The following is a 22,566-nucleotide window of genomic DNA, read 5'->3' on the forward strand; positions in this document are numbered from 1 at the left end:
CAACATAACCCGCCGGGCTCGGCGCGCGCCGGTTGTCCACAGGTTGCGTGCGCGGATTCCGATGTCGCGCAGCGCTAGATCCGGTCGCCGCGATCCGGCCAGCGGGGCGGGACGTAGCCGTCGTGGTCCTTGGGATCGTGTGCGTGCGTGCCCGCATACATCTGGTCGGGCAGGAGCAGGACCTCGGCCGTGCGGGACAGTCCCGGAGCGGGACCCAGCCAGACGTCGTTGATTCCGTCGTTGAATACCGCCATGCACACCAGGACGCGCCCCCTCGCGTCGACGGCGCAAACCAGGAGCTTGACCTTCTGCGCGTGCGGGCCGGTGAACATGCTGTCTCCGCGGAAGCGGTAGGTGAAGTTCACCGCGTCACCGCGTTCGGGAACCTGCGGGTGGGGCCGGACCTCCCAGCCGGTGATCTCGGCGGTCACCGGGTAGACCTCGTCACCCCTGACGACCGTGACCTCGGCTGCCGCGGGGCCCGGTTCCTCAGGGGCGGGTTCGCCGCAGCCGGCACCGACCGCAGCGACGATGCCGAGGGCGGCCGCCTTGCGCGCCCACGCAGCCACGTCGACCCCCTCTTCGGCGATTCGCAGCCGAGTCTAACGGCCCCGCGAAGAGCCGGATTCCGATGCCGTGCGGCGACGCACCCGGCGTCGACGTGCCAAGATGAAAGAATCCTCATCGCCGTTTCATCTCCATCTGAGATCCGGACGCGACGATCGGCGGGTATGAAAGGTCTGTACCGCAACATCCTGATCGGCGCGCTGCTGGCCGTCCTCGCGGCCTCGGGGGCGATGGCGTGGGCCACCGGGCGGGAGGCGCCGACGCCGCGCCCGCCCGCCGAGGTCACCGTGGGCGAGTCCGCCACAGCGGTGGCCCCGAGCTCGTCCGAGCCTTCCCCCGATTCGCAGACGTCGCCTCCTGCGAGCCCCTCGCCCGCCGGCCCCGGGGGCGACGACGATGACGACGATGACGACGACGTGGTCGACCCGCCGCCCGCAGTCACCGGCGACGATGACGACGATGACGACTCCGACGACAAGGGCGAGGATGACGACTGACGGCGGCCGCAACCGCACCGGTCCGGCCGAGCCGGCCGACCCGGCGGCGGCGACCGTGCCGCAGCCGTCCTTTCGCGCGCCCTCCCCACCCGCCGCCGACCCCTCCCCCACTCATGAAACCCCGGCCGGGGACACACCGCGGCGGCGCCGGGTTCCCGTCCCCGCCCGTGCCCGGATCATGGCCTGGGTACTGCTGTTGATGACGTCGGCCCTGGTGCTGGTGAACGTCGCCACCTGGCAGGCGCTGCGCACCGCGGTCGACGACCGCATCGACCGTGCCCTCAGCCAGGAGATCGGAGAATTCCGGGAGTTCGCGGCGGTGGGCACCGACCCCGCGACGCAGCGGCGCTTCGCCGACCTGCAGAACCTGTTCCGGATGCACATCAGTCAGCAGCATCCCGACCGCAACGAGATAATCTTCGGCTACGTCGAGGACAGCCCGCAGGCCGCGGTGCCCACGGGACGGATCCGCCAGGGACAGAAACCGCCGTTCGACGCGTCCGCCGACGTCCCCGCTCGCGAATCCATCCTCACCTCGCCCAACGCCCGAGGGGTCGCGCAGACCCCCGCCGGGCTGCTGCGGTGGGAGAAGCTGCGGGTGACGCCGCCGGGCGGGGCGAGCGCGGCCAACCCGCCCGGCTGGTTCGTGATCGGTTACTTCGTCGACGCCGACATGGCGGAGGTGAACGCCACCATGCGCACGCTCGTGCTGGTGAGCATCGCCGGGCTGGCGTTCGCCGGCGCCGCCGCATGGTGGGTGGCCGGGCAAATCCTGGCGCCGATCCGGCTGGTGCGCCAGGCGGCTGCGCAGATCACCGAGGAGGATCTGACCCGCCGCATCGACGTCCCGGGCAACGACGACGTCGCCGCGCTCGCCGAGCAGTTCAACGCGATGGTGGGCCGCCTGGAGGAGGCGTTCTCCGCACAGCGCCGCTTCGTCGACGACGCCGGCCACGAACTGCGCACCCCGATCACCGTGGTGCGCGGCCATCTGGAGGTGATGGGCGACGACCCGCAGGAGCGGCGCGAGACCGTGCGGCTGGTCACCGACGAACTGGACCGGATGGCGCGCATCGTAGAGGAGCTGCTGCTGCTCGCCAAGGTGCAGCGCCCCGACTTCCTGCAGCCCGGCCGGGTCTCGCTGGCGGAGCTGACCAGCGACGTCGACGCCAAGGTGCGGGCACTCGGCGACCGCGACTGGCGGCTGGACGAGATCGCCGAGGGCACCGCCTACCTCGATCCTCAGCGGATCACGCAGGCGATGCAGCAGCTCGCGCACAACGCCTTCCAGCACACCGAACCGGGTGCCGCCGTCCGCACCGGTTCGCGGGTCTCGCCTGACGGCCGGACGGTTTCCTTCTGGGTCGGCGACAGCGGTCCCGGAATCGCAGCGGAGGACCAGGAGCGGATCTTCGAGCGGTTCTCCCGCGCCGGCCACGGCAACCGCGCGGACCGCTCCGGCGCCGGGCTCGGCTTGGCCATCGTGCGCGCCATCGCCGACGCCCACTACGGCGACGTGCTGGTGCGTTCGGCCCCCGGAGAAGGGGCGCTGTTCACCCTGGTTCTTCCCGTCGATGTGAGGAGCGAGCAGTGGCCGGCATCCTGATCGTCGAGGACGAGGAGCGCATCTCCTCATTCGTCCGCAAGGGGCTGACCGCCAACGGCTTCGCCGCGACCGTGGTCACGAGCGGCCGCGACGCCCTGGACTTCGCGCTCACCGGCGACTTCGGCCTGATGGTGCTGGACCTGGGGCTGCCGGATGAGGACGGCTTCGCCGTGTTGCGGCGCATGCGCGAGATGGGCTCGGAGCTGCCCGTGATCATCCTGACCGCCCGCGACGGCGTGCGCGACACGGTCAACGGCCTGGAGACGGGCGCGGACGACTACATGACCAAGCCGTTCCGCTTCGAGGAGCTGCTGGCGCGGATCCGGTTGCGGATGCGCAGCTCGCGGGACGCCGAATCCACCGTGCTCCGGGGCGGCGGCCTCATGCTGGACCTGCGCACCCGCAGGGCCTCGACCGGCGACGCCGGCGCCATCGACCTCACCGCCCGCGAGTTCGCGCTGCTGGAGCTGCTGCTGCGCCACCGCGGGCAGGTGCTGTCGCGCCAGCAGATCCTCTCTGCGGTGTGGGGATACGACTACGACCCCGAGTCCAACGTCGTCGACGTCTACATCCGCGCCTTGCGCAAGAAGGTCGGCGCGGAGCGCATCGCGACCGTACGCGGCATGGGCTACCGCCTGGTGGAGTGAAGCGGCCCGTGCGCCGCCGCGGCCGCGCGGGCCGATCGGCCGACGGACACCCGGTGCGGGCGACCGTCAAGCGCTGCCGCTGCCGCGGCCCGCATGAAAGAGCTCTCATGTGCGCTTCAGGGCCGCCTCATCCGCGGCGACCAGGCTTGCAGTCGTCCCCGGCGGAACCCGCCACCAGCCAAAGCACAGGGGTTTGCAACCATGCACGGATCGTTCGCTCCCACCTCCTCCCCGGCCGTCCTGCACCGGCTCTCCAACACCCGGCGCGCGGCGCTGAAGGTCTCCTACACCGTGCGCGCCCTCGATGGCGACCGCCCCGTCCACCTGCTGAGCGGTCCCGGCGTGCGACCGCAGCACGGCGACGTCGTCGTCGCCGAAGTCACCGGGATCGGCAGGCACACGCGACTGGAATCGGCTGCGGGCAGGCGCGCACACCTCTTCCCCGGCGACGAGGTCCTGGTCGCGTACGGCGCGCGCTATGCCCCCGACCAGTTCGAGGCCGAACCTCCCGCCGACCTGGGGCCCTGCGACCTCGTGGCGGCCGGAGGCATCGCCGCCGAGGTGATCAGCGCCCACGCCGACCTGGCCGAGCCGACCACGTTGAAGCCGGTGGGGCTCGCGGCGGACGCCGCCGGTGAACCCGTGAACATGACCCGCCTCGCCGCCCCCCGGGCCGCCGTTCTCGCGGGCAGCCGGGACGGCGTGCCGACCGTCGCGGTCGTCGGCACGTCCATGAACGCCGGGAAGACCACCACCGGCGCGGCACTGGTCCGCGGGCTTACCGCCGCCGGATACCGCGTCGGTGCGGCCAAGGTCACCGGAACCGGCGCGGGCGGCGACCGGTGGATGCTGCAGGACTCCGGTGCGTTCGCAGCGGCCGACTTCACCGACGCGGGCCTGGCCACCACCTACCGCGTCCCCATCGAGAGGATTCTCGCGGCGGCCCGCGACCTGCACGACGGGCTGGTGGGAGCCGGGGCCGACGCGGTCGTCCTGGAGGTCGCCGACGGCCTGCTGCAGCCGGAGACCGCCGAACTGCTGAAGCCCGGCAGGCTGCCGGCGCTGGTGCAGGGCTGGGTGTTCGCGGCGGGCGACGCCGCCGGGGCGTTGTACGGCACCGAGCGGCTCCGCGCGGCCGGGCTTCCGGTGCTGGCGGTAAGCGGCCGGATGACCGCCTCGCCACTGGCCGTACGCGAGTGCGCGCGGCACTTGGATCTTCCGGTGCACGGCCTGGACGACCTCGCCGATCCGGCGATCGCCGCGCAACTCACCCCGCGAGCGGTCGTCCAGCCGGTGCGGGAGTGCACGGCATGAGCGCGACCGGGGCCCCGTCCCACACTCGCGGCGGCGACAGCGCGGGGCGGGTGCCCCTGCTGCTCTCGGGCCGTCGCCGCTGGACCTTCGGGCTGCTCGTCGCCGTCGGATTGGGGCAGGCGGCCGCGGCGATCGGGTGGGCGTCGCTGGTGGGCCGAATCGCGAGCGGGCTCGGTACCGGGAGCGGGCAGGGCGGCGTCGCGGCGCTGCCCGCCGCGCCGGTCCTGGCCTGGGCCGGTGGGCTCGTCGCGGCGTCGGGCGCGCTGCTCTACGCCGAGCGCGTGCTGGCCGAACGCCTGGGCCAGTCGTGGGTCTCCGATATCCGCACGGCGCTGTTCCGCCGCATCACCGCGGCCCCCTCGCGCGAAGCCGGGCGCGGGCGGTCCACGGGCGGGACGTCGCTGCGCATGATGGGCAACCTCAGCGCCCTGCGCCGGTGGGCGAGTCTGGGCCTGGCCAAGCTGGCCGTCGCCGTCCCGCTGCTGACCGGGTGCCTGATCGCATTCGCGCTCATCGACCCGTGGATCGCCGCCGTGGCGGGCGCGGTCACCGCCTGCGGTCTGGGGGCGACCGCCGCGCTGTCGCCGTGGCTCCGCACGGCACACCGCAGTGCCCGGCGCCGCCAGTCTCGGGTCGCCGCGCACGTGGTGGAGCGGGTCGGCGCGCCGCTGGTGGTCCAGGCGTTCGGCCGCGAACGGGCGGAGCGGCGGGTCGTCTCGCACCGCTCGCGCAAGCTGGCCGATGCGCAGGTGCACCGCGCCCGCGCCATCGGCACGACGCGGGCCATCGGCGAAGCCACGACGCTGGCCGCCAGTGCGGGCGTGCTGGTGGCGGCGGCCGGATCGGGCCAGGGAGCGGGGGCTGCGACGGCGGCCATCGCGGTGGTGGGCATCATGGTCACCCCGCTGCGCGAGCTCACCCGGATCACCGAATACCGTTCCGCCTGCGCCGTGGCCATGCGCCAGGTCCGCACCGAACTCACCCGACCGCGCCGCCGCCTGCCCGGCAGCAGCGCACCGGAACTACCGGAAGGCGGGGGCGAGGTCGTCCTGGACGGTGTGCGGATCGACGGCGTGCTCGTGGGCGCCACCGCACGGGTTCCCGCAGGCGGCGTCGTCGCCGTGACCGGCCGCAACGGCACCGGCAAGTCCACGCTGCTGTCGGTGATCGCGGGGCTGACGGCGCCCGACGGCGGGCGGGTGCTACTGGACGGCGCCGACATCGCCGAGTGCCGGGCCGACTCGCTGCGCAGCGCGATCGGCCTGGCCGGGCCGCACCTGCCGCTGCTGCGCGGCACCATCGCCGACAACGTGCGCTACGCCGATCCGAAGGCCGACGGGTGGCGGCTGCACGAGGCCGTCCGGGCCAGCGGGCTCGACGAGGTCGTCGCGGAACTGCCCCTGGGTCTGCGCACACCCGTGCGGGAATCGGGTCGCGGGCTCTCGGCTGGGCAGCAGCAGCGGGTGGCCCTTGCGCGGGCGCTGCTGCAACGGCCTCGGCTACTGCTGCTGGACGAGGCCGACGCCCACTTCGACGCCCGTGCGGCGAGCGTGGTGGATCAGATCGTCGCCGCGTTCTCCGGAACGGTGATCGTGGTCACCCACCGACCCGAACGGCTGAAGTCGACGGACGTCGTCTGGCGGCTGTCCCGCGGTGTGCTGCATGAGGAACAACCCCCGCGGCCGGGAACGCAAGATACCGCGGGAGGCACAGCCGACTCCCCGTTCGCCGAGACCGGACCAACCTGACCTCCACCGCCTGCCGCGGCCCTACCCTGCCGGTGCCGCGGCCCCGTGTTGGACGGCCGCAGCTGCACTCGCTACCGTCGGGGTGCCCGTTGCAGGGCCCGGCGGCGACGGTACGGGAGTCCGCCCTCGAACCGCTACCGGCGAGCAGGGAAAAGCGGAGCCGTGACGCGGTGACCGGAAATGCCGCCTTCGCGCGCTCGGGTTCCGGAGAGGACGGGATCATGGATGCAGCAACCGAGGCGGAACCGCAGGACGGGAAAGCCAGACTCGTCATCGAACCGATTCCGGCGGAAGACATCGTGTTGCGGGTGCTCGGCAGCTGGTCGAGCTATGGTGCACTGATCCCCATAATCCAGGGTTTGAACGGCGGCGTCGTCATCTGGCCGATCCGGCTCTATTCGCTCTTTTTGGCGGCGGGTATTCTCCGCGGCCTACTGCTGGCCTGGTTCTACCGCGGCCACCGTCTGCGGATCGACGACGAGGGCTTCGACCTGGTCAAGAAGAGAAGGACCCGCCGAGTACCGCTGTTCGAAATATCCCAAGTAGGGCTCGCAAGCGGCAACCAGGGATGGGGATTCGGACACATCTGGATAGAGAAGAAGAACATGCGCAGGGTGACGGTGCACAAGGTAGCCGTCTTCACCGGCGAGATCGACGAGAAGAAGCGAGAGTTCGCGGAGTTGGCTCCCGAGCTCGGCTTCCGCAAGGTGAAGGACAGCTGGCGCACGGTCGGCGCCTGGGCCAGGTGAGACCGTTGCGCTGCGCGAGGACACCCGCACCCGAGGCGGCCGGGCCGCCCCGCCGGGCACCCGACCCGGCTGCGCCTTCCGTGCGGGGCCTGCTCGCGCCGGGGCGGTGCAGCCAGCAGCCTAGGCAACTTCTCCCCCGACGTGACACGATTCGGCACGTGACCAGCAAGCAAGCCGCGGCCCAGCACCTGCGCGACCTCGCGCTGCTGCGCCGCGTTCGCGACCGCATCGACCGGGAGTTCGCGCAGCCGCTGGACGTCGAGGCGCTCGCCCGCGGCGTGAACATGTCGGCGGGGCACCTCAGCCGCCGCTTCCGCCAGGCCTACGGAGAGTCCCCGTACTCCTACCTGATGACACGCCGCATCGAGCGCGCGATGGCGCTGCTCCGCCGCGGCGACCTGAGTGTCACCGACGTCTGCTTCGCGGTCGGATGCTCGTCGCTGGGCACCTTCAGTACGCGTTTCACCGAACTGGTCGGCGTGTCGCCCAGCGTCTACCGGCGCCAGGAGGGGCGCGCGACGGCGGGGATGCCCTCGTGCGTGGAGAAACAGGTGACCCGCCCCGTCAGGAAACGACAAACGCCCCTCGGCGAGGCGGGCTGAGTGGCGAATCCCGATGGCGTGTCGTGGTCTCCACGATCACCGCCGTAGCGACACCGCCCGGATCACGCCGCGCCGGTTCAGCCGATTTTAGCGAGGAGCCCCGGCTCTGCAGAGCCGGGAGGAATCGCTTCTCATCACGGCCCCGCCCCGAATGCGAGCACGCCTGCGGATATCGGCGTTCGGCCCCTATCGGGGCGGCGGTGATCGTAGGATCACCGCTGTGCAGCTCGTCGTGCAGGCCAAACTCATGCCCGATGCCGCACAGGCGTCCGCGCCGGCCTCCACCCTGCGCACCCTCAACGAGGCCGCCAACCGGGTCTCGGCGGTGGCCTTCGACCTCGGCGTGCCGCGCGAGTACGAGCTGCGCAAGCACACCTACGCCGACCTGCGCGCTCAAGGACTGGGCGCTCAGGCGGCCCAGCACACCATCAAGAAGGTCCGCGACGCCTACACCACGCTGGCGGCCAACATCCGGGCCGGCCACCTCGGCACACCCGGTTCGAAGCGCCGCCGCAACGCCGAGTCCGCGCCGATCGCCTTCCGGCCCGAGGCCGCCCCACCCCTTCGACGACCGGTGTCTGAGCTGGCAGTACGACCAGCAGACGGTGTCCATCTGGACCACCGCGGGCCGGTTGAAGAACGTGGGTTTCGCCTGCGCACCGGAGGCCCTCAAGACGCTGATCGAGCACCGGCAGGGCGAATCCGATCTGGTCGAACGCGACGGCGTGTTCTACCTGATGGCCACCTGCGAGGTGCCCGAGGCACAACAGTATGAACCGGACGGGTTCATCGGTGTGGATCTGGGCATCGCCAACATCGCGACCACCTCCACCGGCTACCGGGCGGCCGGGCGGGGCCTGAACCGCCACCGCAAGCGCCAGGCCGCCCTGCGGGCCAAACTCCAGGCCAAGAAGACGAAATCGGCGAAACGCCGGCTCAAGAAACGCAACCGCCGCGAGCGGCGCCACGTTGCGAACACCAACCACACCATCGCCAAGCAGATCGTGACCGAGGCTGAACGCACCTCGGCCGGTATCGCCCTGGAAGACCTGACGGGGATCCGGCAGAGGGTACGGCTTTGCCGGCCCCAACGGGTCGCGATCCATTCCTGGGCCTTCGCCCGGCTCGCCGCCTTCATCGCCTACAAGGCCAAGCGGGCCGGTGTGCCGCTGGTCTCGGTGGATCCGGCCTACACCAGCCAGGAATGCGCCGAACGCCACCACATCGACACGAGGAACCGCCTCGATCGGGCCCGGTTCGTGTGCCGGTCGTGGGGTCGTTGCCCACGCCGACCGCAACGCTTCCCGCACCATCGCCCGCCGGGGCGAGGACGCGTGGAATGCGGGGCGTGCGTCACGCGTCCCTGCCGCCCCGTAAGTAACAGGGGTGTCTGGACGGAGGAGCCCACCCGGCAGCCGGTCGGGCGACTACCTCCAAGCCCGGCCCTTCAGGGCTGCCCTGAAGGGCCGGGTCAAGTTGACCGCCACCCGAGTTCCGGGGCGACGTAGCGCAGCAGACTGTCGAGTATGTGGGCGTTGTAGTCGACACCCAGCTGGTTGGGCACGGTGAGCAGGAGCGTGTCCGCGGCGGAGACCGCCTCGTCCTGCGCCAGATCCTCGACGAGTTTGTCGGGTTCGGCCGCATAGGTCTTGCCGAACCGGGCGAGGCCGTCATCCAGGTGCCCGACCTGGTCGGTGCTGCCCCGCTGGCGACCGAACAGCTGGTGGTCGACGTTGCTCACCAGCGGGAAGATGCTGCGGCTTACCGAGACCCGCGGCTCGTGCCCGTGGCCGGCGGCCTTCCACGCGTCCTTGAACAGCTGGATCTGCTCAGCCTGCAACTGGTGGAACGGCACGCCGGTGTCCTCGGTGAGCAGAGTCGAGCTCATCAGGTGCATGCCCTGCCGCCCAGTCCATTCCGCGGTCGCGCGGGTGCCGGCGCCCCACCAGATCCGCTCGCGCAACCCGGGCGAGTGCGGTTCGATCCGCAGCAGGCCGGGCGGGTTGGGAAACATCGGCTGCGGATTGGGCTCGGCGAACCCTTCGCCCTTGAGGGCTTCCAGCAGCGCCGCGGTGTGCTCGCGCGCCATGTCGGCGTCGGTGGTCCCCTCCGCCGGGTGGTGCCGGAAGTACTCGTATCCCCTGACGACCTGCTCCGGCGAGCCGCGGCTGATTCCCAGTTGCAGCCGCCCGCCGGCGATCAGATCGGCGGCTCCGGCGTCCTCGGCCATGTAGAGCGGGTTCTCATAGCGCATGTCGATCACGCCGGTGCCGATCTCGATGCGGCTGGTCCGCGCCCCGATCGCCGCCAGCAGCGGGAAGGGCGACGCCAGCTGCCGGGCGAAGTGGTGCACGCGGAAGTACGCGCCGTCGGCGCCGATCTCCTCAGCGGCGACGGCCAGCTCGATCGACTGCTGCAGGGCGTCGGAGGCCGACTGCACCAGCGAGCGCGGCGAGGGGGTCCAATGGCCGAAAGACAGGAATCCGATCTTCTTCACAGTCTGGTCAACACGAGCGGCATACAGGTATTCCGCCGTCGCCGCTCGGCAACGGCGGGCCGCCGAGGCGGGTCGGCCCGCGCCGGGAGGCGAGAGCCCTTCTCCGGCGCGGGCCGACACCCGCGAGGCGTCACCCGCGGGGAGCCTCAGACCTCTTCGACACTGCTCGGCTCGCGCCGCCCCAGGTCGATTCCCAGCTCTTCCGCCGCCCGGAAGACGTCCTCGTCGGTATCGCGCATCTCGATGGACATACCGTCACTGGACAGCACCTCCACATTCAGACAGAGCGACTGCATCTCCTTGATGAGCACCTTGAACGATTCGGGGATGCCCGGTTCGGGGATGTTCTCGCCCTTGACGATCGCTTCATAGACCTTCACCCGGCCCAGGACGTCGTCGGACTTGATGGTCAGCAGCTCCTGCAGCGCGTAGGCGGCGCCGTAGGCCTCCATGGCCCAGACCTCCATCTCGCCGAAGCGCTGCCCGCCGAACTGCGCCTTACCACCCAGCGGCTGCTGGGTGATCATCGAGTACGGGCCCGTGGAGCGCGCGTGGATCTTGTCGTCGACCAGGTGGTGCAGCTTCAGGAAGTAGGTGTAGCCCACCGCGATCGGCTCGGCGAACGGCTCACCGGTGCGGCCGTCGAACAGCTGCGCCTTGCCGTGCTCGTCGATCAGCCGCATGCCGTCCTCGTTGGGACGGACCGACTGGATCAGGCCGCTGAGTTCGTCTCCGCGCAGGCCGTCGAAGACGGGAGTGGCCACGCGGGAGTCGGGCGGTACGTCGGTGGCGCCGATGGCATGGAGCGACTTCTGCCACTCCTCCTCGGCGCCCTCCACCTGCCAACCGTTCTTGGCCAGCCAGCCCAGATGGATCTCCAGAATCTGACCCACATTCATCCGCCCCGGAACACCCAGCGGATTCAACACGATGTCCACCGGCGTGCCGTCCTCCAAAAACGGCATGTCCTCCTGCGGCAGAATCTTGGCGATCACACCCTTGTTACCGTGCCGGCCCGCGAGCTTGTCACCATCGGTGATCTTGCGCTTCTGCGCCACATACACCCGCACCAGCTCGTTGACCCCCGGCGGAAGCTCATCACCGTCCTCACGGCTGAACACCCGCACACCGATCACCTTGCCCGACTCGCCGTGCGGCACCTTCAACGACGTGTCCCGCACCTCGCGCGCCTTCTCACCGAAGATCGCCCGCAGCAGCCGCTCCTCCGGAGTCAACTCCGTCTCACCCTTGGGCGTCACCTTGCCCACCAGGATGTCGCCGTCGATCACCTCGGCACCGATACGGATGATCCCCCGATCATCCAGATCCGCCAGCACCTCCTCGCTGACGTTGGGAATCTCGCGGGTGATCTCCTCGGGCCCCAGCTTGGTGTCGCGCGCATCGACCTCGTGCTCCTCGATATGGATCGAGGACATCACGTCGTCCTGCACCAGCCGCTGCGACAACACGATCGCGTCCTCGTAGTTGTGGCCCTCCCACGACATGTAGGCCACCAACAGGTTCTTGCCCAGCGACATCTCGCCCTTGTCGGTGGAGGGCCCATCGGCCAGCACCCGGCCCTCCTCGACCCGCACGCCCTCCTCCACGATCGGACGCTGGTTGAAGCACGTGCCCTGGTTGCTGCGCCGGAACTTGCCCAACCGGTAGGTCTTGCGGGTGCCGTCGTCGGCCATCACCGTGACGTAGTCGGCCGTGACATCCTCGACCACACCGGGCTTCTCCGCCAGCACGACCTCGCCGGCATCCGTCGCGGCCCGGTACTCCATACCCGTGCCCACCAGCGGCGACTCCGCCCGCAGCAGCGGCACCGCCTGGCGCTGCATGTTCGAGCCCATCAGCGCGCGGTTGGCGTCGTCGTGCTCCAGGAACGGGATCATGGCCGTGGCCACCGACACCATCTGCCGCGGCGACACGTCCATGTACTCCACCTCGCCGGCCACGACGGCCTCGAACTCGCCGCCCTTGCGGCGGACCAGAACGCGGTCCTCGGCAAAGGAACCGTCCGCATTCACCGGCGTATTGGCCTGCGCGATGACGTAGCGGTCCTCTTCGTCGGCGGTCAGATAGTCGACCTGATCGGTGATGCGGCCGTCGGCGATCTTGCGGTAGGGGGTCTCGACGAAGCCGAAGGAGTTCACCCGGCCATAGCCCGCCAGCGACCCCATCAGGCCGATGTTGGGCCCTTCCGGGGTCTCGATCGGGCACATCCGGCCGTAGTGCGAGGGGTGCACGTCGCGGACCTCGAAGCCCGCGCGCTCACGGGAGAGACCGCCCGGCCCCAGCGCCGAGAGGCGGCGCTTGTTCGTCAGGCCCGCCAGCGGGTTGGTCTGGTCCATGAACTGGGAGGACTGCGACGTGCCGAAGAACTCCTTGATGGAGGCCACCACGGGGCGGATGTTGATCAGGGTCTGCGGCGTGATCGCCTCGACGTCCTGCGTGGTCATCCGCTCGCGCACGACCCGCTCCATGCGGGCCAGGCCCAGCCGGACCTGGTTCTGGATCAGCTCGCCGACGGTGCGCACGCGGCGGTTGCCGAAGTGGTCGATGTCGTCGGTCTCGACGACGACGTCACCGTCCACGCCCGGCATCGCCTCCTCGCCGGCGTGCAGCCGCACGAGGTAGTCGATCGTCGCGACGATGTCGTCCTCGGTCAGCGTGCCCTGGGAGAACTCCGCCTCAAGCCCCAGCTTCTTGTTGATCTTGTACCGGCCCACCTTGGCCAGGTCGTAACGCTTGGGATTGAAGTACAGGTTCTCCAGCAGCGCCTGCGCCGACTCCTTGGTCGGCGGCTCACCCGGACGCAGCTTGCGGTAGATGTCCAGCAGCGCGTCGTCGGTACCCGCCGTGGGATCCTTCTCCAGCGTGTTGCGGATCGACTCGTAGGCCCCGAACCGCTCCAGGATCCGGTCGGTGCTCCACCCCAGCGCCTTGAGCAGCACCGTCACGCCCTGCTTGCGCTTGCGGTCGATGCGCACACCCACGAAATCGCGCTTATCGACCTCGAACTCCAGCCACGCCCCGCGCGAAGGGATGACCTTGCAGCCGTAGAGGTCCTTGTCGGAGGTCTTGTCGACCTGCCGGTCGAAGTACACGCCGGGCGAGCGCACCAGCTGGGAGACCACGACGCGCTCGGTACCGTTGACGATGAAGGTGCCCTTGTCCGTCATGAGCGGGAAGTCGCCCATGAAGACCGTCTGGCTCTTGATCTCACCGGTGTCGTTGTTGATGAACTCCGCCGTGACGAACATCGGGGCGGAGTAGGTCATGTCCTTGTCCTTGCACTCCTCTTCGGAGTACTTGGGCGGCTCGAACCGGTGGTCCCGGAACGACAGGGACATGGTGCCCGAGAAGTCCTCGATCGGACTGACCTCCTCGAAGATCTCCTCGAGACCCGACTGAGGCGGAACGTCCTTGCGGCCCGCGTTGCGAGCGTCTTCGACCCGGGCCTTCCACTCCTCGTTACCGAGCAGCCAGCCGAACGACTCGGTCTGCAGCGCGAGGAGGTCCGGGACTTCGAGAGGCTCCTGAATGCGCGCGAAAGAGACGCGACGGGGACCAGCGGGTACGGCGGAGACGTTGCGCGAGGCTGCCAACAGATGTCCTTCCGGAAGGCACGGATGGAGTCGGACTGCGCGCACGCCAATCACCCCAACGACAAGCAGGGTGTTAAGAGGCAGCGCGAGGCAGCAGCATAGCGCAATCTAGAGAGACGTGTCCAAAAATATAATCAACGTCAGCCTCAGTGCCATATTCAGAATGGCACAGCCGGATGAACTCGTCAACCACGACCAACCGCCACGGGCCGACGGTGCCGCGTCGTGCCGTTCTGCGGCGCAGCGGGGCACACACCGCCCACGGGCCGTCACCACCGGTTAGCCCGTTCGGCTTCAGGGGTAGCGGCCGCTGTGCACGGAAGGAGTGGTCCATGAGTAACGAGCCGACACCCAGTCGCGCGGCGATCAACGGACATCCCGTTCATCCGATGCTGGTTCCGCTGCCCATCGGAGCGGTCGTCGCGGCCCTGGTCGCGGACGTGGGATATGTGGCAGAGGGGTCACGCGCCTGGGCACTGGCCGGGGTCTGGCTCGTCGGCGCCGGCCTGTTCAGCGGCCTGATCGCCGCGGCGCCCGGGGCCGTGGACTTCCTCGCCGTCCGGAAGATCCGGAGGAACCGGGCGGCCTTGCGGCACGGCGCCGCCAACGGCGTGCTGCTGGTCCTGCTTCTGGTTTCTTTTCTGCTGCGCCTTCCCGACCCCGAAGGCGGAGTTCTGCCGTCGGGCCTGATACTCACCGCGCTCAGCGCGGCCGTTCTCGGCTATTCGGGATGGCTGGGCGGCGAACTCTCCTACCGGCATATGTTCGGAGTCGATCCGCGCTGAGAACGCTGTGAACACCACACCGTCCAGGCCACCACCGCCGCCCCCGCCGCGACCAGCAGCGCGTTCGGCACGCCGTTGGCGACACTCAGCCACGGTGTGTCCGCCCGCCGCCACAGGTCGAGTGCGACCGCCGCGGCCAATACCAGCAGCAGGAGCGGCCACCGCCGAGCGTGGTACCCGGCGAGGCTCCCGAGTACGGCGCCGGCCACGGCCATCGCGAGCAGCGGGGACTGGATCATCCCGAGGGCGCTGTCCAGCACGCTGGGCTGGGCAGGGACGGAGGGCGGCGGCGGCAGATCCCCGGCCGCCAGTTCCCGGGCGTCGAAGCCCCGCGCGACGTGGCTGCCGGCGGTGTAGAAAGCCAGCGCCGACACCGCGAACGCGGCACCGGCTGCCGCGGCCCACCCCGCCGAACGCGCGGCCCGGTAGCCCAGCAGGACCGGGGCCACGCACCAGCCGAGAAAGGTGTCGACGAAGGTCACCAGCGCGAAGTAGAGGAGGGCGGGCAGCCTGTGGTTCGCCGGCCCGGACTCCCGCGCCGTGGACGGAACCCTGTCGGCGCCCACCGACGCCAGGCCGACGACAGCCCCGCCGACCAGCAGCACCAGCAGCACGACCACCACACGACGGCGCCCCACGCACACACCTCCACGACGCTCTCGACCGGAGCCGGCCAAGCCCGTTCGAGCACGGGCTACAGGGCCTTCAGCCGACTCGAACCGGGTGGGCACCGCAAGAGGCACTGGTCATGAGGCGACCCGGTTCTTCCGGCCGCGCGAAAGACGCCTGCGAGCGCGGCCGACCTTGCGGATTCCGCGTTTGACCAACTCCCGGACCAGACGGCGCGCCGACACGTTGGGCAAGCGGTCCGGATCGCGGCGCCGGGCCTTCTCCGCTGCCTTGGTCGCCTTCTCCCTCGCGGCGTCGGCAGCCTTCCGCGCCGCAGCCTCGGCTGCCTTCTCGGCCGCCTTTTCCCGGCTCTTCTCCCTTTTTTCGACCGCGACGAGCGCACCCACCAGCGCGTGGGCGGCGGCCTCGGCCGAAATCGACTCTCCTTCCGACGGTTCTCCCACCCGATTCTCCGGAATCTCGCCGAGCACCGCGAGGTCACCCATGATCCGCAGCCCGAGCCCTGACAGCGTGGTCTCCGACTCCGCGCCGAGCTTCGCCGCCCGCTCCATCGCCCAGGCCGGAGTGCGGATGACGGCGTCCTCGCGTGCAGGCCGGTAGTGGTACTTCAGGTGGGGCGCGAGACCGCGCCGGATGTAGCGGCCGTACAGCAGTTCGTCCAGGTCGTGACCGAGGAACTCGCGGTTGAACCGGCGGAAGAACTCCGCCTCGCTGTACGACAGCGAGCGATTCGACTGAGTCTCGTCGGGCGCGAGAAAGCCGCCTGGAAGGTCGACAATCTCCTCGAAGCTGCGCAGCAGCATGCCGGGGTCGGAGTCGTCTACCGCGATCACCGTGAGGTTGTCGGGACCGACGATTTCGAGCCAGCGGCTGACCAGGGACGCGTGATCGTGGCGACGCCAGAACGTGGGGATCGGCTGCTCGGAAGGCGGCCGATTGAACGTGACATCCAGCCACTCCTCGTACGAGTGCAGCAGCCCGGCCTGGACGAACTGCTGCCATTGGGCCGAGAGGATCTTGGCGAGCGGCCGCAGGGTGACGATGACGTGCACGCGGGAACCGCCGAGATCCTCGACGATCCGGCGGGCCGCTTCGTCGTCGGCCTCGCAGAAGAACTCGCTGCTGACGATCGGGCGCAGGCCCTCCACCGCCTCGACCTCGTCGAGCAACTCCTGCCAGTAGGAATCGCGCCGGTGTACCGAGCCGAACATGGGTGGGAGGCCGACGGCTTGCTGCGCCGCACCCGCGGGCTGGCGGTTACTGCCGATGTAGGCGAGGCCCTGCTCCTTCAGGCGAGGGCGGGCCAGGTGGAACGCACCCTGGATCGCGGTCGTTCCGGTCTTGAACGGGCCGATGTGCAGAAACCGGGTGTCATTCGGAAGTGCGCCCATGCCTGGCGCCATGGCTGTTCCTTCGGGCAGTTCGGGGAAATGCGGAGTAAAGTACCTTAAATCACCTCTTTCGGCAAAACCACCACAACCTGGCCAGATGTCCGTCCGCTCCTATGTCGTCGCCGGCCACGGCGAGAACAAGACGGCGAAACGGCACTGCGCGAGGCGGCCCACACGGCGCCCGGCCTCGTCCAAGCGAACACGTGGCGCGCCCGGTCGCCCGGCTCGACTCCCGGCGGTGCCGCTGAGGGACCAGGCGGGCTCCGCGAGGACCCGAGCGCGGCTCCAGATGCCCTAAGCCAGGCGGCGCGCGGCGTCGAGCAGCTGGGAGCGGTAGCTGCGCCCGAACAGGCACACGTGGGCGAGCAGCGGGTGCAGCTGGTGCAGTGGGACGCGGTCGCGCCGGCCGGGGGCCGTCGGGAATGCCTCGTCGTAGGCGGCGAGGATCCGGTCCAGGTGCGGGGCGCCGAACAGCTGCAGCATGGCCAGGTCGCTCTCGCGGTGCCCACCGTGCGCGGCGGGGTCGATCAGCACCGCGCCGTCACGGCCCCACAGCACGTTCCCGGCCCAAAGGTCGCCGTGGATGCGGGCCGGGGGCTCGTCGGGGCCCGCGAGGTCGGCGATGCGGTCGAGCACGCGTTCCAGCTGTGCCACGTCGCCCGAGTCCAGGTACCCCCGGTCGCGGGCGTCACGGAGGTAGGGCAGCAGACGGCGTCGGGCGTACCACTCGGGCCAGCGGTCGCCGGGGGTGTTGTCCAGAGGCAGAGTGGCCAGCCAACCCGGCCAGGACGCGCCGAAGAACGGCGCACCGGCCCGGTGGGTGAGGGCCAGGCGCCGCCCCAGATCGGCGGCCGCGTCCGCCCTCGCGCCGTCCTCATGCACCCGTTCCAAGACCAGCACGCCGCCGTCGGCGGCGAGAACCCCGGGCACGGCCGCCCCGCCGGGGACCTCGGCGAGCCAGCGCAGCCCGGCCGCCTCTGCGGCCGGCGCCTCGGCGTAGCCGTCGGCGACCTTCGCGAAGAAGCCGCGCCCGTCGGCCAGTTCGCCGCTGTGCAGCGTCCAGGCGTGCGACGTGCCCAGCGTGGTGCAGGAACGCACCTCGCCGCCGGTGGCCGCGGAGACGGCCGCCGCCGGCGGGGTCGCGGGAGATCCGTGAGGCATGGGCGTGCTCGATGCGTCGGCCGGGGGCGGGTTCACTCCTACGGTACTGCCGCGCGTCCGATGAGCCCTTCGGCGTCGCCGGCCCCGACGTGGTGCCCGCGGGGCGGGGCGGTCTCCGTACCGGGCACCGTCACCGCGCGCCGGTCCTCCCGACCGCCGGGGATGTGGGCAGGCTCTCGTGCGCACAACGTGATCACAACGCTTACGTGACAGTAAACTCATACCGTGCCTGCGGGCTGCGGCCCAACCCCGACTCCTCCCTCCACTCCCGCCTCCGCGGGCGTTCGCCCATACGGCCGGCGGCAACGGCGCCGCTGAAGAGGCCGGACCCCGCGCAATCCCGCATGCATCGAGCTCCCCCCTCACTTTGAACCCACCCACCGCGCGCTGTGCCGCGTGCCCGGTGAGGGCGCAGCGCGCCCTGGTCCGGTGACGCTGCGCACATTCGCCCAGCACGAGATCGGCTTCATGACCGCTCAGCAGATCCCACTCCGCCGACGCCTACCCCTCCCGCGCCTGTCCGCCTCGCGACTGCGGACCGAGGTCCTTGCCGGCCTCGTCGTCGCCCTCGCGCTGATCCCCGAGGCGATCTCCTTCTCGATCATCGCGGGCGTGGACCCCCGAGTCGGCCTCTTCGCGTCCTTCATCATGGCGGTCTCCATCGCCTTCCTCGGCGGACGCCCGGCGATGGTCTCCGCGGCCACCGGCGCGATGGCGCTGGTGGTCGCCCCGCTGGCACTCGAGCACGGCGTCGACTACCTGCTGGCCGCCACCATCCTGGCCGGCCTCTTCCAGGTGGTCCTGGGCCTGGTGGGGGTGGCGAAACTGATGCGGTTCGTCCCGCCCAGCGTCATGACGGGTTTCGTCAACGCGCTGGCCATCCTGATCTTCCTGGCGCAGGTGCCGCACTTCGCGGGCGAGGGCTGGCCCGTCTACGCCCTCATCGCAGGCGGGCTCGCGATCATCTTCCTGCTGCCGCGCCTGACGACGGCGGTGCCCGCGCCGCTGGTGGCCATCATCGTGCTCACGATCGTCACCGTGGCCTCCGGCGCCTCGGTCCCCACCGTCGGCGACATGGGCGAACTGCCGGAAAGCATGCCCGTACCCTTCCTGCCGGCCGTTCCGCTCACCTGGGAGACGCTGACGGTCATCGCGCCCTACGCCGCGACGCTGGCCCTGGTGGGGCTGATGGAGTCGCTGATGACCGCCAAGCTCGTCGACGACATCACCGACACCCGCTCGCCGAAGGGCCGCGAGGCCCGCGGCCAGGGCTGGGCGAACGTCATCACCGGCTTCTTCGGCGGCATGGCCGGCTGCGCCATGATCGGCCAGACGATGATCAATGTGCGCTCGGGCGCCCGCACCAGGCTGTCGACGTTCTTGGCCGGCGTGTTCCTCCTGCTCCTGGTGGTGGTACTGGGCGACGTGGTGGCCGTGATTCCCATGGCGGCCCTTGTCGCGGTGATGGTCTTCGTGTCGATCGCGACCATGGACTGGCACAGCATCGCCCCCGCCACCCTGCGGCGCATGCCCTGGACCGAAACGGCGGTCATGGTGACCACGGTGGTCGTCGTCGTGGCCACGCACAACCTCGCCATCGGCGTCATCGTGGGGGTGCTCACGTCCACGGCGCTATTCGCCCGCGGGGTCGCCGACCTGTCCGGCGTGACCAGCGTGCTCGACCCCGAGGGCGGTGTGCGGGTCTACTCGGTGCGCGGTGACCTCTTCTTCGCTTCCAGCAACGAGCTCGTCGGCCGGTTCAACTACGCTGAGCAGGGCGTGGACAGGGTGGTCATCGACCTCTCCCGCGCCCACATGTGGGACTCCTCGGCCGTGGCCGCGCTCGACCACGCCGTGGACAAGTTCGCCAAACACGGCATCACCGCCGAGATCGCCGGCCTGAACATCCCCAGCGAGGAGCTGCACAAGGACCTTTCGGGCACCCTGAACTCAGCTCACTGAGACGCAGCAGCCGACGGGCGGCACGTTCGCTGAAGCCGCGGTCGTTGGTCGGGCGGCGTGCACCGCCCTCTTTCACGTGAAGGTAGAGTCGGCTTCGGGGAGGTGCGTCGATGGGCGCCGAGCACATGCAGATCGGCCGGGTCGCCGAGCGCACGGGCCTGTCGCTGCGGACGATCCGCTACTACGGCGAGGTTGGCCTCGTCGAACCCTCGGCCCGCTCGCGCGGCGGGTTCCGGCTCTACACCGAGGGCGACGTCGCCCGGCTGCTGCTGATCAAGCGGATGAAGCCGCTCGACTTCAGCCTGGAGGAGACGCGCGATCTACTGGAGATCCTGGATGGGCTGGAGGATCCGGCCGCATCCGACGAGCAGCGCCACCGGCTGGTGGAGCGGCTGGACGCCTTCGAGCAGGCCGCCGAGGACCGCTGCCGCACCCTGCGCGAGCAACTCGACATGGCCGAGGAATTCGCCGAGCGGCTGCGCGCACGGCGACGCACGCACCCGGCGAGCGACCGACCACAGGTGAGGAACACAGAGCAGCGGTGAGTACGACGGCCACAGCAACCGACTCCACGACCTCCGAGGAGGTCACCGGCGAGGCCGCGCGGCGGCGCACGTTCGCGGTCATCTCCCATCCGGACGCGGGCAAGTCCACGCTGACCGAGGCGCTGGCCCTGCACGCCGCGGCCATCACCTCCGCCGGGGCCGTACACGGCAAGGGCGAACGGCGCGGCGTCACCTCCGACTGGATGGCCATGGAGCAGGACCGCGGTATCTCCATCACCTCGGCGGCGCTCCGCATCGACTACGGCGACTGCGTGCTGAATCTGCTCGACACACCCGGCCACGCGGACTTCTCCGAGGATACCTACCGGGTGCTCTCGGCCGTGGACTGCGCGATCATGCTGCTGGACTCCGCCAAGGGCCTGGAGCCCCAGACCCTCAAACTGTTCGAAGTCTGCCGCGCCCGCAACATGCCGGTCATCACCTTCGTCAACAAGTGGGACCGCCCCGGCCGCGAGCCGCTGGAACTGCTGGACGAGATCGAGCAGCGCATCGGCCTGCGGCCGACCCCGATGAACTGGCCGGTGGGCATCGCCGGCGACTTCCGCGGCCTCATCGACCGCGCCGACGGCTCCTACACCAAGCTCACCCGCACCCCGGGCGGGGCCACCCGCGCCCGGGAGGAGCGTGTGGACCCCGAGCAGGCCGCCCAGGCCGAAGGCGCGGAGTGGACGCAGGCCCAGGAGGAGATCGACCTCCTCGGCGAGATCGAGGCCCACTTCGACGAGGCGTCCTTCCTCGCCGGGGAGTCCTCACCGGTGCTGTTCGGCGCCGCGCTGCCCAACTTCGGCGTTTCGCAGTTGCTGGAGGCGCTGGTGAACCTGGCGCCGGCGCCGGAGGATCCCGTCGACGCGGACGGCGCCGTGCGCCCGGTGGGTGCCCCCTTCTCCGGGCAGGTGTTCAAGATGCAGGCCAACATGGACAAGGCGCACCGCGACCGCATGGCGTTCCTGCGCATCGCCTCGGGCCGGTTCGAGCGCGGCATGGTCCTCACCCACGCCAACACCGGCAAGCCGTTCGCCACCAAGTACACCCAGGCCGTGTTCGGCAGCGAACGCTCGACCATCGAGACCGCCTACCCCGGCGATGTGATCGCGCTGGTCAACGCCGCGGCCCTGAGCGTGGGCGACACCCTCTACGCCGGGAAGAAGGTGCACTTCCCGCCGATCCCCAGCTTCGCCCCCGAGCACTTCGCTGTCGCCCGCGCCAAGGACGCGGGCCGCTACAAGCAGTTCCAGCGCGGCATCGCCCAGCTGGATGCCGAAGGCGTCGTGCAGGTGCTGTCCTCGGACGTGCGCGGCGAGCAGGCGCCCGTCCTCGCGGCGGTGGGCCCGCTGCAGTTCGACGTCGTCGCGCACCGCATGTCCGAGGAGTTCCGCGCCCCGATCGAGCTGACGCACCTGGACTACTCACTGGCGCGGCGCACCGACGCCGGGTCGGCGCCGACTGCCCACGCCCTGTCCGGCGCGGAGGTGCTGACGCGCCGCGCCGACGGCGAACTGCTGGTGCTGGTGCACAACAAGTACCGGCTGAGGGTGATCAAGCGCGACAACCCCGACCTGGTACTGGAGCCGCTGCTGGCCGGAGGCGTCGAAGCCGAGGAATGACCTCCGCAGCACCGTTCGCGGACGCACCGCCTCGGACCCGGCGGCTCCGCGAAACCGGCAGCGGCCGCGACGCGGCCGCGGTCAGAAGGTGATGACCGCGTAACCGCCGGCGATCAGGTTCCGAAAGCTGGGATGGCCCTCGAACTCGTCGAGCACGGCAATCCCGGCCTCGTGGACGTGGCCCTCGGCCTCGAAGGCGTTCGCGCAGTATCCGCACGCCCCGGCGACCACGTCGGCGACCTCCTCGTACAGCTTGTGCGCCATGTGCCCGGGGTCGGAGAGCACGCCGGGCCACTTGGTACCGGCGCCGTCGAAGATGAGCCGGTCGTCGTCCCCGTACTGCTTGGATTCCTTGACCGCGACCAGTGCGTTGAACGCCCGGCCCAGATCGGCGTGGCTCTCGGTGTCGGCCAGCACGACTACGGCGGCTTGGGACATGGCCGGTCTCCTCTCGGTTCCGGGTGAACGGCGCACCCCGCTGCGCCGGGGACAGCGAGGCGCCACGCGAACGCTTCGCACCTGATCGCCCCGCTTGTCCCTCAGTCGGCCACTGCCCTGAGAGCGGCACGGTAATACCGCAAGGCGCGCTCCCCCACCCGGCCGTTCGGCACCGAGGGATGTCGACA

The 22,566-nt window shown here is 70.4% G+C and carries 20 protein-coding genes; 13 read left to right on the forward strand and 7 right to left on the reverse strand.

Annotated features, from left to right (window positions below):
- Positions 1-74 precede the first annotated feature (74 nt).
- A complete protein-coding gene (locus EKD16_RS17870) occupies positions 75-569 on the reverse strand; it encodes a hypothetical protein (protein WP_165498456.1) in 495 nt (164 codons plus the stop codon).
- A gap of 162 nt (positions 570-731) precedes the next feature.
- Here EKD16_RS17870 and EKD16_RS25450 point away from each other — a divergent pair, with 162 nt between their 5' ends.
- From EKD16_RS25450 to EKD16_RS26525, 9 genes are all read left to right on the forward strand, one after another.
- On the forward strand, positions 732-1,064 hold the full coding sequence (locus EKD16_RS25450) for a hypothetical protein (protein ID WP_165498457.1): 333 nt from the start codon (positions 732-734) through the stop codon (positions 1,062-1,064).
- A complete protein-coding gene (locus EKD16_RS17880; protein WP_242677029.1) occupies positions 1,054-2,670 on the forward strand; it encodes a sensor histidine kinase in 1,617 nt (538 codons plus the stop codon). The genes EKD16_RS25450 and EKD16_RS17880 overlap by 11 nt, the downstream gene beginning before the upstream one ends.
- The gene (locus EKD16_RS17885; RefSeq protein WP_131099431.1) at positions 2,655-3,317 is read left to right on the forward strand and encodes a response regulator transcription factor; all 663 of its coding nucleotides are present in this window, start codon (positions 2,655-2,657) and stop codon (positions 3,315-3,317) included. The genes EKD16_RS17880 and EKD16_RS17885 overlap by 16 nt, the downstream gene beginning before the upstream one ends.
- A gap of 201 nt (positions 3,318-3,518) precedes the next feature.
- Complete coding sequence (locus tag EKD16_RS17890; RefSeq protein WP_131099432.1) at positions 3,519-4,631, forward strand: P-loop NTPase family protein; 1,113 nt, start codon at positions 3,519-3,521, stop codon at positions 4,629-4,631.
- Positions 4,628-6,379: an ATP-binding cassette domain-containing protein gene (locus EKD16_RS17895; RefSeq protein WP_131099433.1), complete on the forward strand. Its 1,752-nt coding sequence runs from the start codon at positions 4,628-4,630 to the stop codon at positions 6,377-6,379. The genes EKD16_RS17890 and EKD16_RS17895 overlap by 4 nt, the downstream gene beginning before the upstream one ends.
- Positions 6,380-6,600: 221 nt before the next feature.
- The gene (locus tag EKD16_RS17900; protein ID WP_131099434.1) at positions 6,601-7,128 is read left to right on the forward strand and encodes a hypothetical protein; all 528 of its coding nucleotides are present in this window, start codon (positions 6,601-6,603) and stop codon (positions 7,126-7,128) included.
- Positions 7,129-7,277: 149 nt separating this feature from the next.
- Entirely contained in the window at positions 7,278-7,730 is a 453-nt protein-coding gene (locus EKD16_RS17905) for a helix-turn-helix transcriptional regulator (RefSeq protein ID WP_449457456.1), read from the forward strand.
- A 220-nt stretch (positions 7,731-7,950) separates the two neighbouring features.
- Complete coding sequence (locus EKD16_RS26520) at positions 7,951-8,505, forward strand: hypothetical protein (protein ID WP_341351842.1); 555 nt, start codon at positions 7,951-7,953, stop codon at positions 8,503-8,505.
- The gene (locus EKD16_RS26525; RefSeq protein WP_341351843.1) at positions 8,456-9,238 is read left to right on the forward strand and encodes an RNA-guided endonuclease InsQ/TnpB family protein; all 783 of its coding nucleotides are present in this window, start codon (positions 8,456-8,458) and stop codon (positions 9,236-9,238) included. Before EKD16_RS26520 ends, EKD16_RS26525 begins: the two co-directional genes overlap by 50 nt.
- Here the strand turns inward: EKD16_RS26525 and EKD16_RS17915 are convergent.
- Both EKD16_RS17915 and rpoB read right to left on the reverse strand, forming a co-directional pair.
- Positions 9,202-10,227: an LLM class flavin-dependent oxidoreductase gene (locus tag EKD16_RS17915; protein WP_131099436.1), complete on the reverse strand. Its 1,026-nt coding sequence runs from the start codon at positions 10,225-10,227 to the stop codon at positions 9,202-9,204. The genes EKD16_RS26525 and EKD16_RS17915 overlap by 37 nt on opposite strands.
- 146 nt (positions 10,228-10,373) lie before the next feature.
- Positions 10,374-13,841, reverse strand: coding sequence for a DNA-directed RNA polymerase subunit beta (gene rpoB / locus EKD16_RS17920; RefSeq protein WP_131099437.1), 3,468 nt, complete (start codon positions 13,839-13,841; stop codon positions 10,374-10,376).
- 332 nt (positions 13,842-14,173) lie between these two features.
- Between rpoB and EKD16_RS17925 the strand changes: the two genes are divergently transcribed.
- Entirely contained in the window at positions 14,174-14,626 is a 453-nt protein-coding gene (locus EKD16_RS17925; RefSeq protein WP_165498599.1) for a DUF2231 domain-containing protein, read from the forward strand.
- Here the strand turns inward: EKD16_RS17925 and EKD16_RS17930 are convergent.
- The 3 genes from EKD16_RS17930 to EKD16_RS17940 form a co-directional block, all read right to left on the reverse strand.
- Entirely contained in the window at positions 14,593-15,264 is a 672-nt protein-coding gene (locus EKD16_RS17930) for a hypothetical protein (RefSeq protein WP_131099439.1), read from the reverse strand. The two genes, EKD16_RS17925 and EKD16_RS17930, sit on opposite strands and share 34 nt — an antisense overlap.
- 108 nt (positions 15,265-15,372) lie before the next feature.
- Positions 15,373-16,659 (reverse strand): hypothetical protein, encoded by a 1,287-nt coding sequence (locus tag EKD16_RS17935; protein WP_131099440.1) that lies wholly within the window; start codon positions 16,657-16,659, stop codon positions 15,373-15,375.
- A 282-nt stretch (positions 16,660-16,941) separates the two neighbouring features.
- Positions 16,942-17,808, reverse strand: coding sequence for a fructosamine kinase family protein (locus tag EKD16_RS17940; protein ID WP_131099441.1), 867 nt, complete (start codon positions 17,806-17,808; stop codon positions 16,942-16,944).
- A 468-nt stretch (positions 17,809-18,276) separates the two neighbouring features.
- On the opposite strand from EKD16_RS17940, the gene EKD16_RS17945 reads away from it, so the two are divergent.
- From EKD16_RS17945 to EKD16_RS17955, 3 genes are all read left to right on the forward strand, one after another.
- Complete coding sequence (locus EKD16_RS17945; protein WP_131102744.1) at positions 18,277-19,770, forward strand: SulP family inorganic anion transporter; 1,494 nt, start codon at positions 18,277-18,279, stop codon at positions 19,768-19,770.
- Positions 19,771-19,880: 110 nt separating this feature from the next.
- Positions 19,881-20,315 carry a MerR family transcriptional regulator gene (locus tag EKD16_RS17950; RefSeq protein ID WP_242677030.1) on the forward strand — a complete coding sequence of 145 codons (435 nt, stop codon included), beginning with the start codon at positions 19,881-19,883 and terminating at the stop codon, positions 20,313-20,315.
- A complete protein-coding gene (locus EKD16_RS17955; RefSeq protein WP_131099442.1) occupies positions 20,312-21,940 on the forward strand; it encodes a peptide chain release factor 3 in 1,629 nt (542 codons plus the stop codon). Before EKD16_RS17950 ends, EKD16_RS17955 begins: the two co-directional genes overlap by 4 nt.
- Positions 21,941-22,021: 81 nt before the next feature.
- Here the strand turns inward: EKD16_RS17955 and EKD16_RS17960 are convergent, their stop codons facing one another.
- Complete coding sequence (locus EKD16_RS17960) at positions 22,022-22,378, reverse strand: DsrE family protein (RefSeq protein ID WP_131099443.1); 357 nt, start codon at positions 22,376-22,378, stop codon at positions 22,022-22,024.
- Positions 22,379-22,566: the final 188 nt, after the last annotated feature.

The sequence above is a fragment of the Streptomonospora litoralis genome (assembly GCF_004323735.1).
Taxonomy (GTDB): domain Bacteria; phylum Actinomycetota; class Actinomycetes; order Streptosporangiales; family Streptosporangiaceae; genus Streptomonospora; species Streptomonospora litoralis.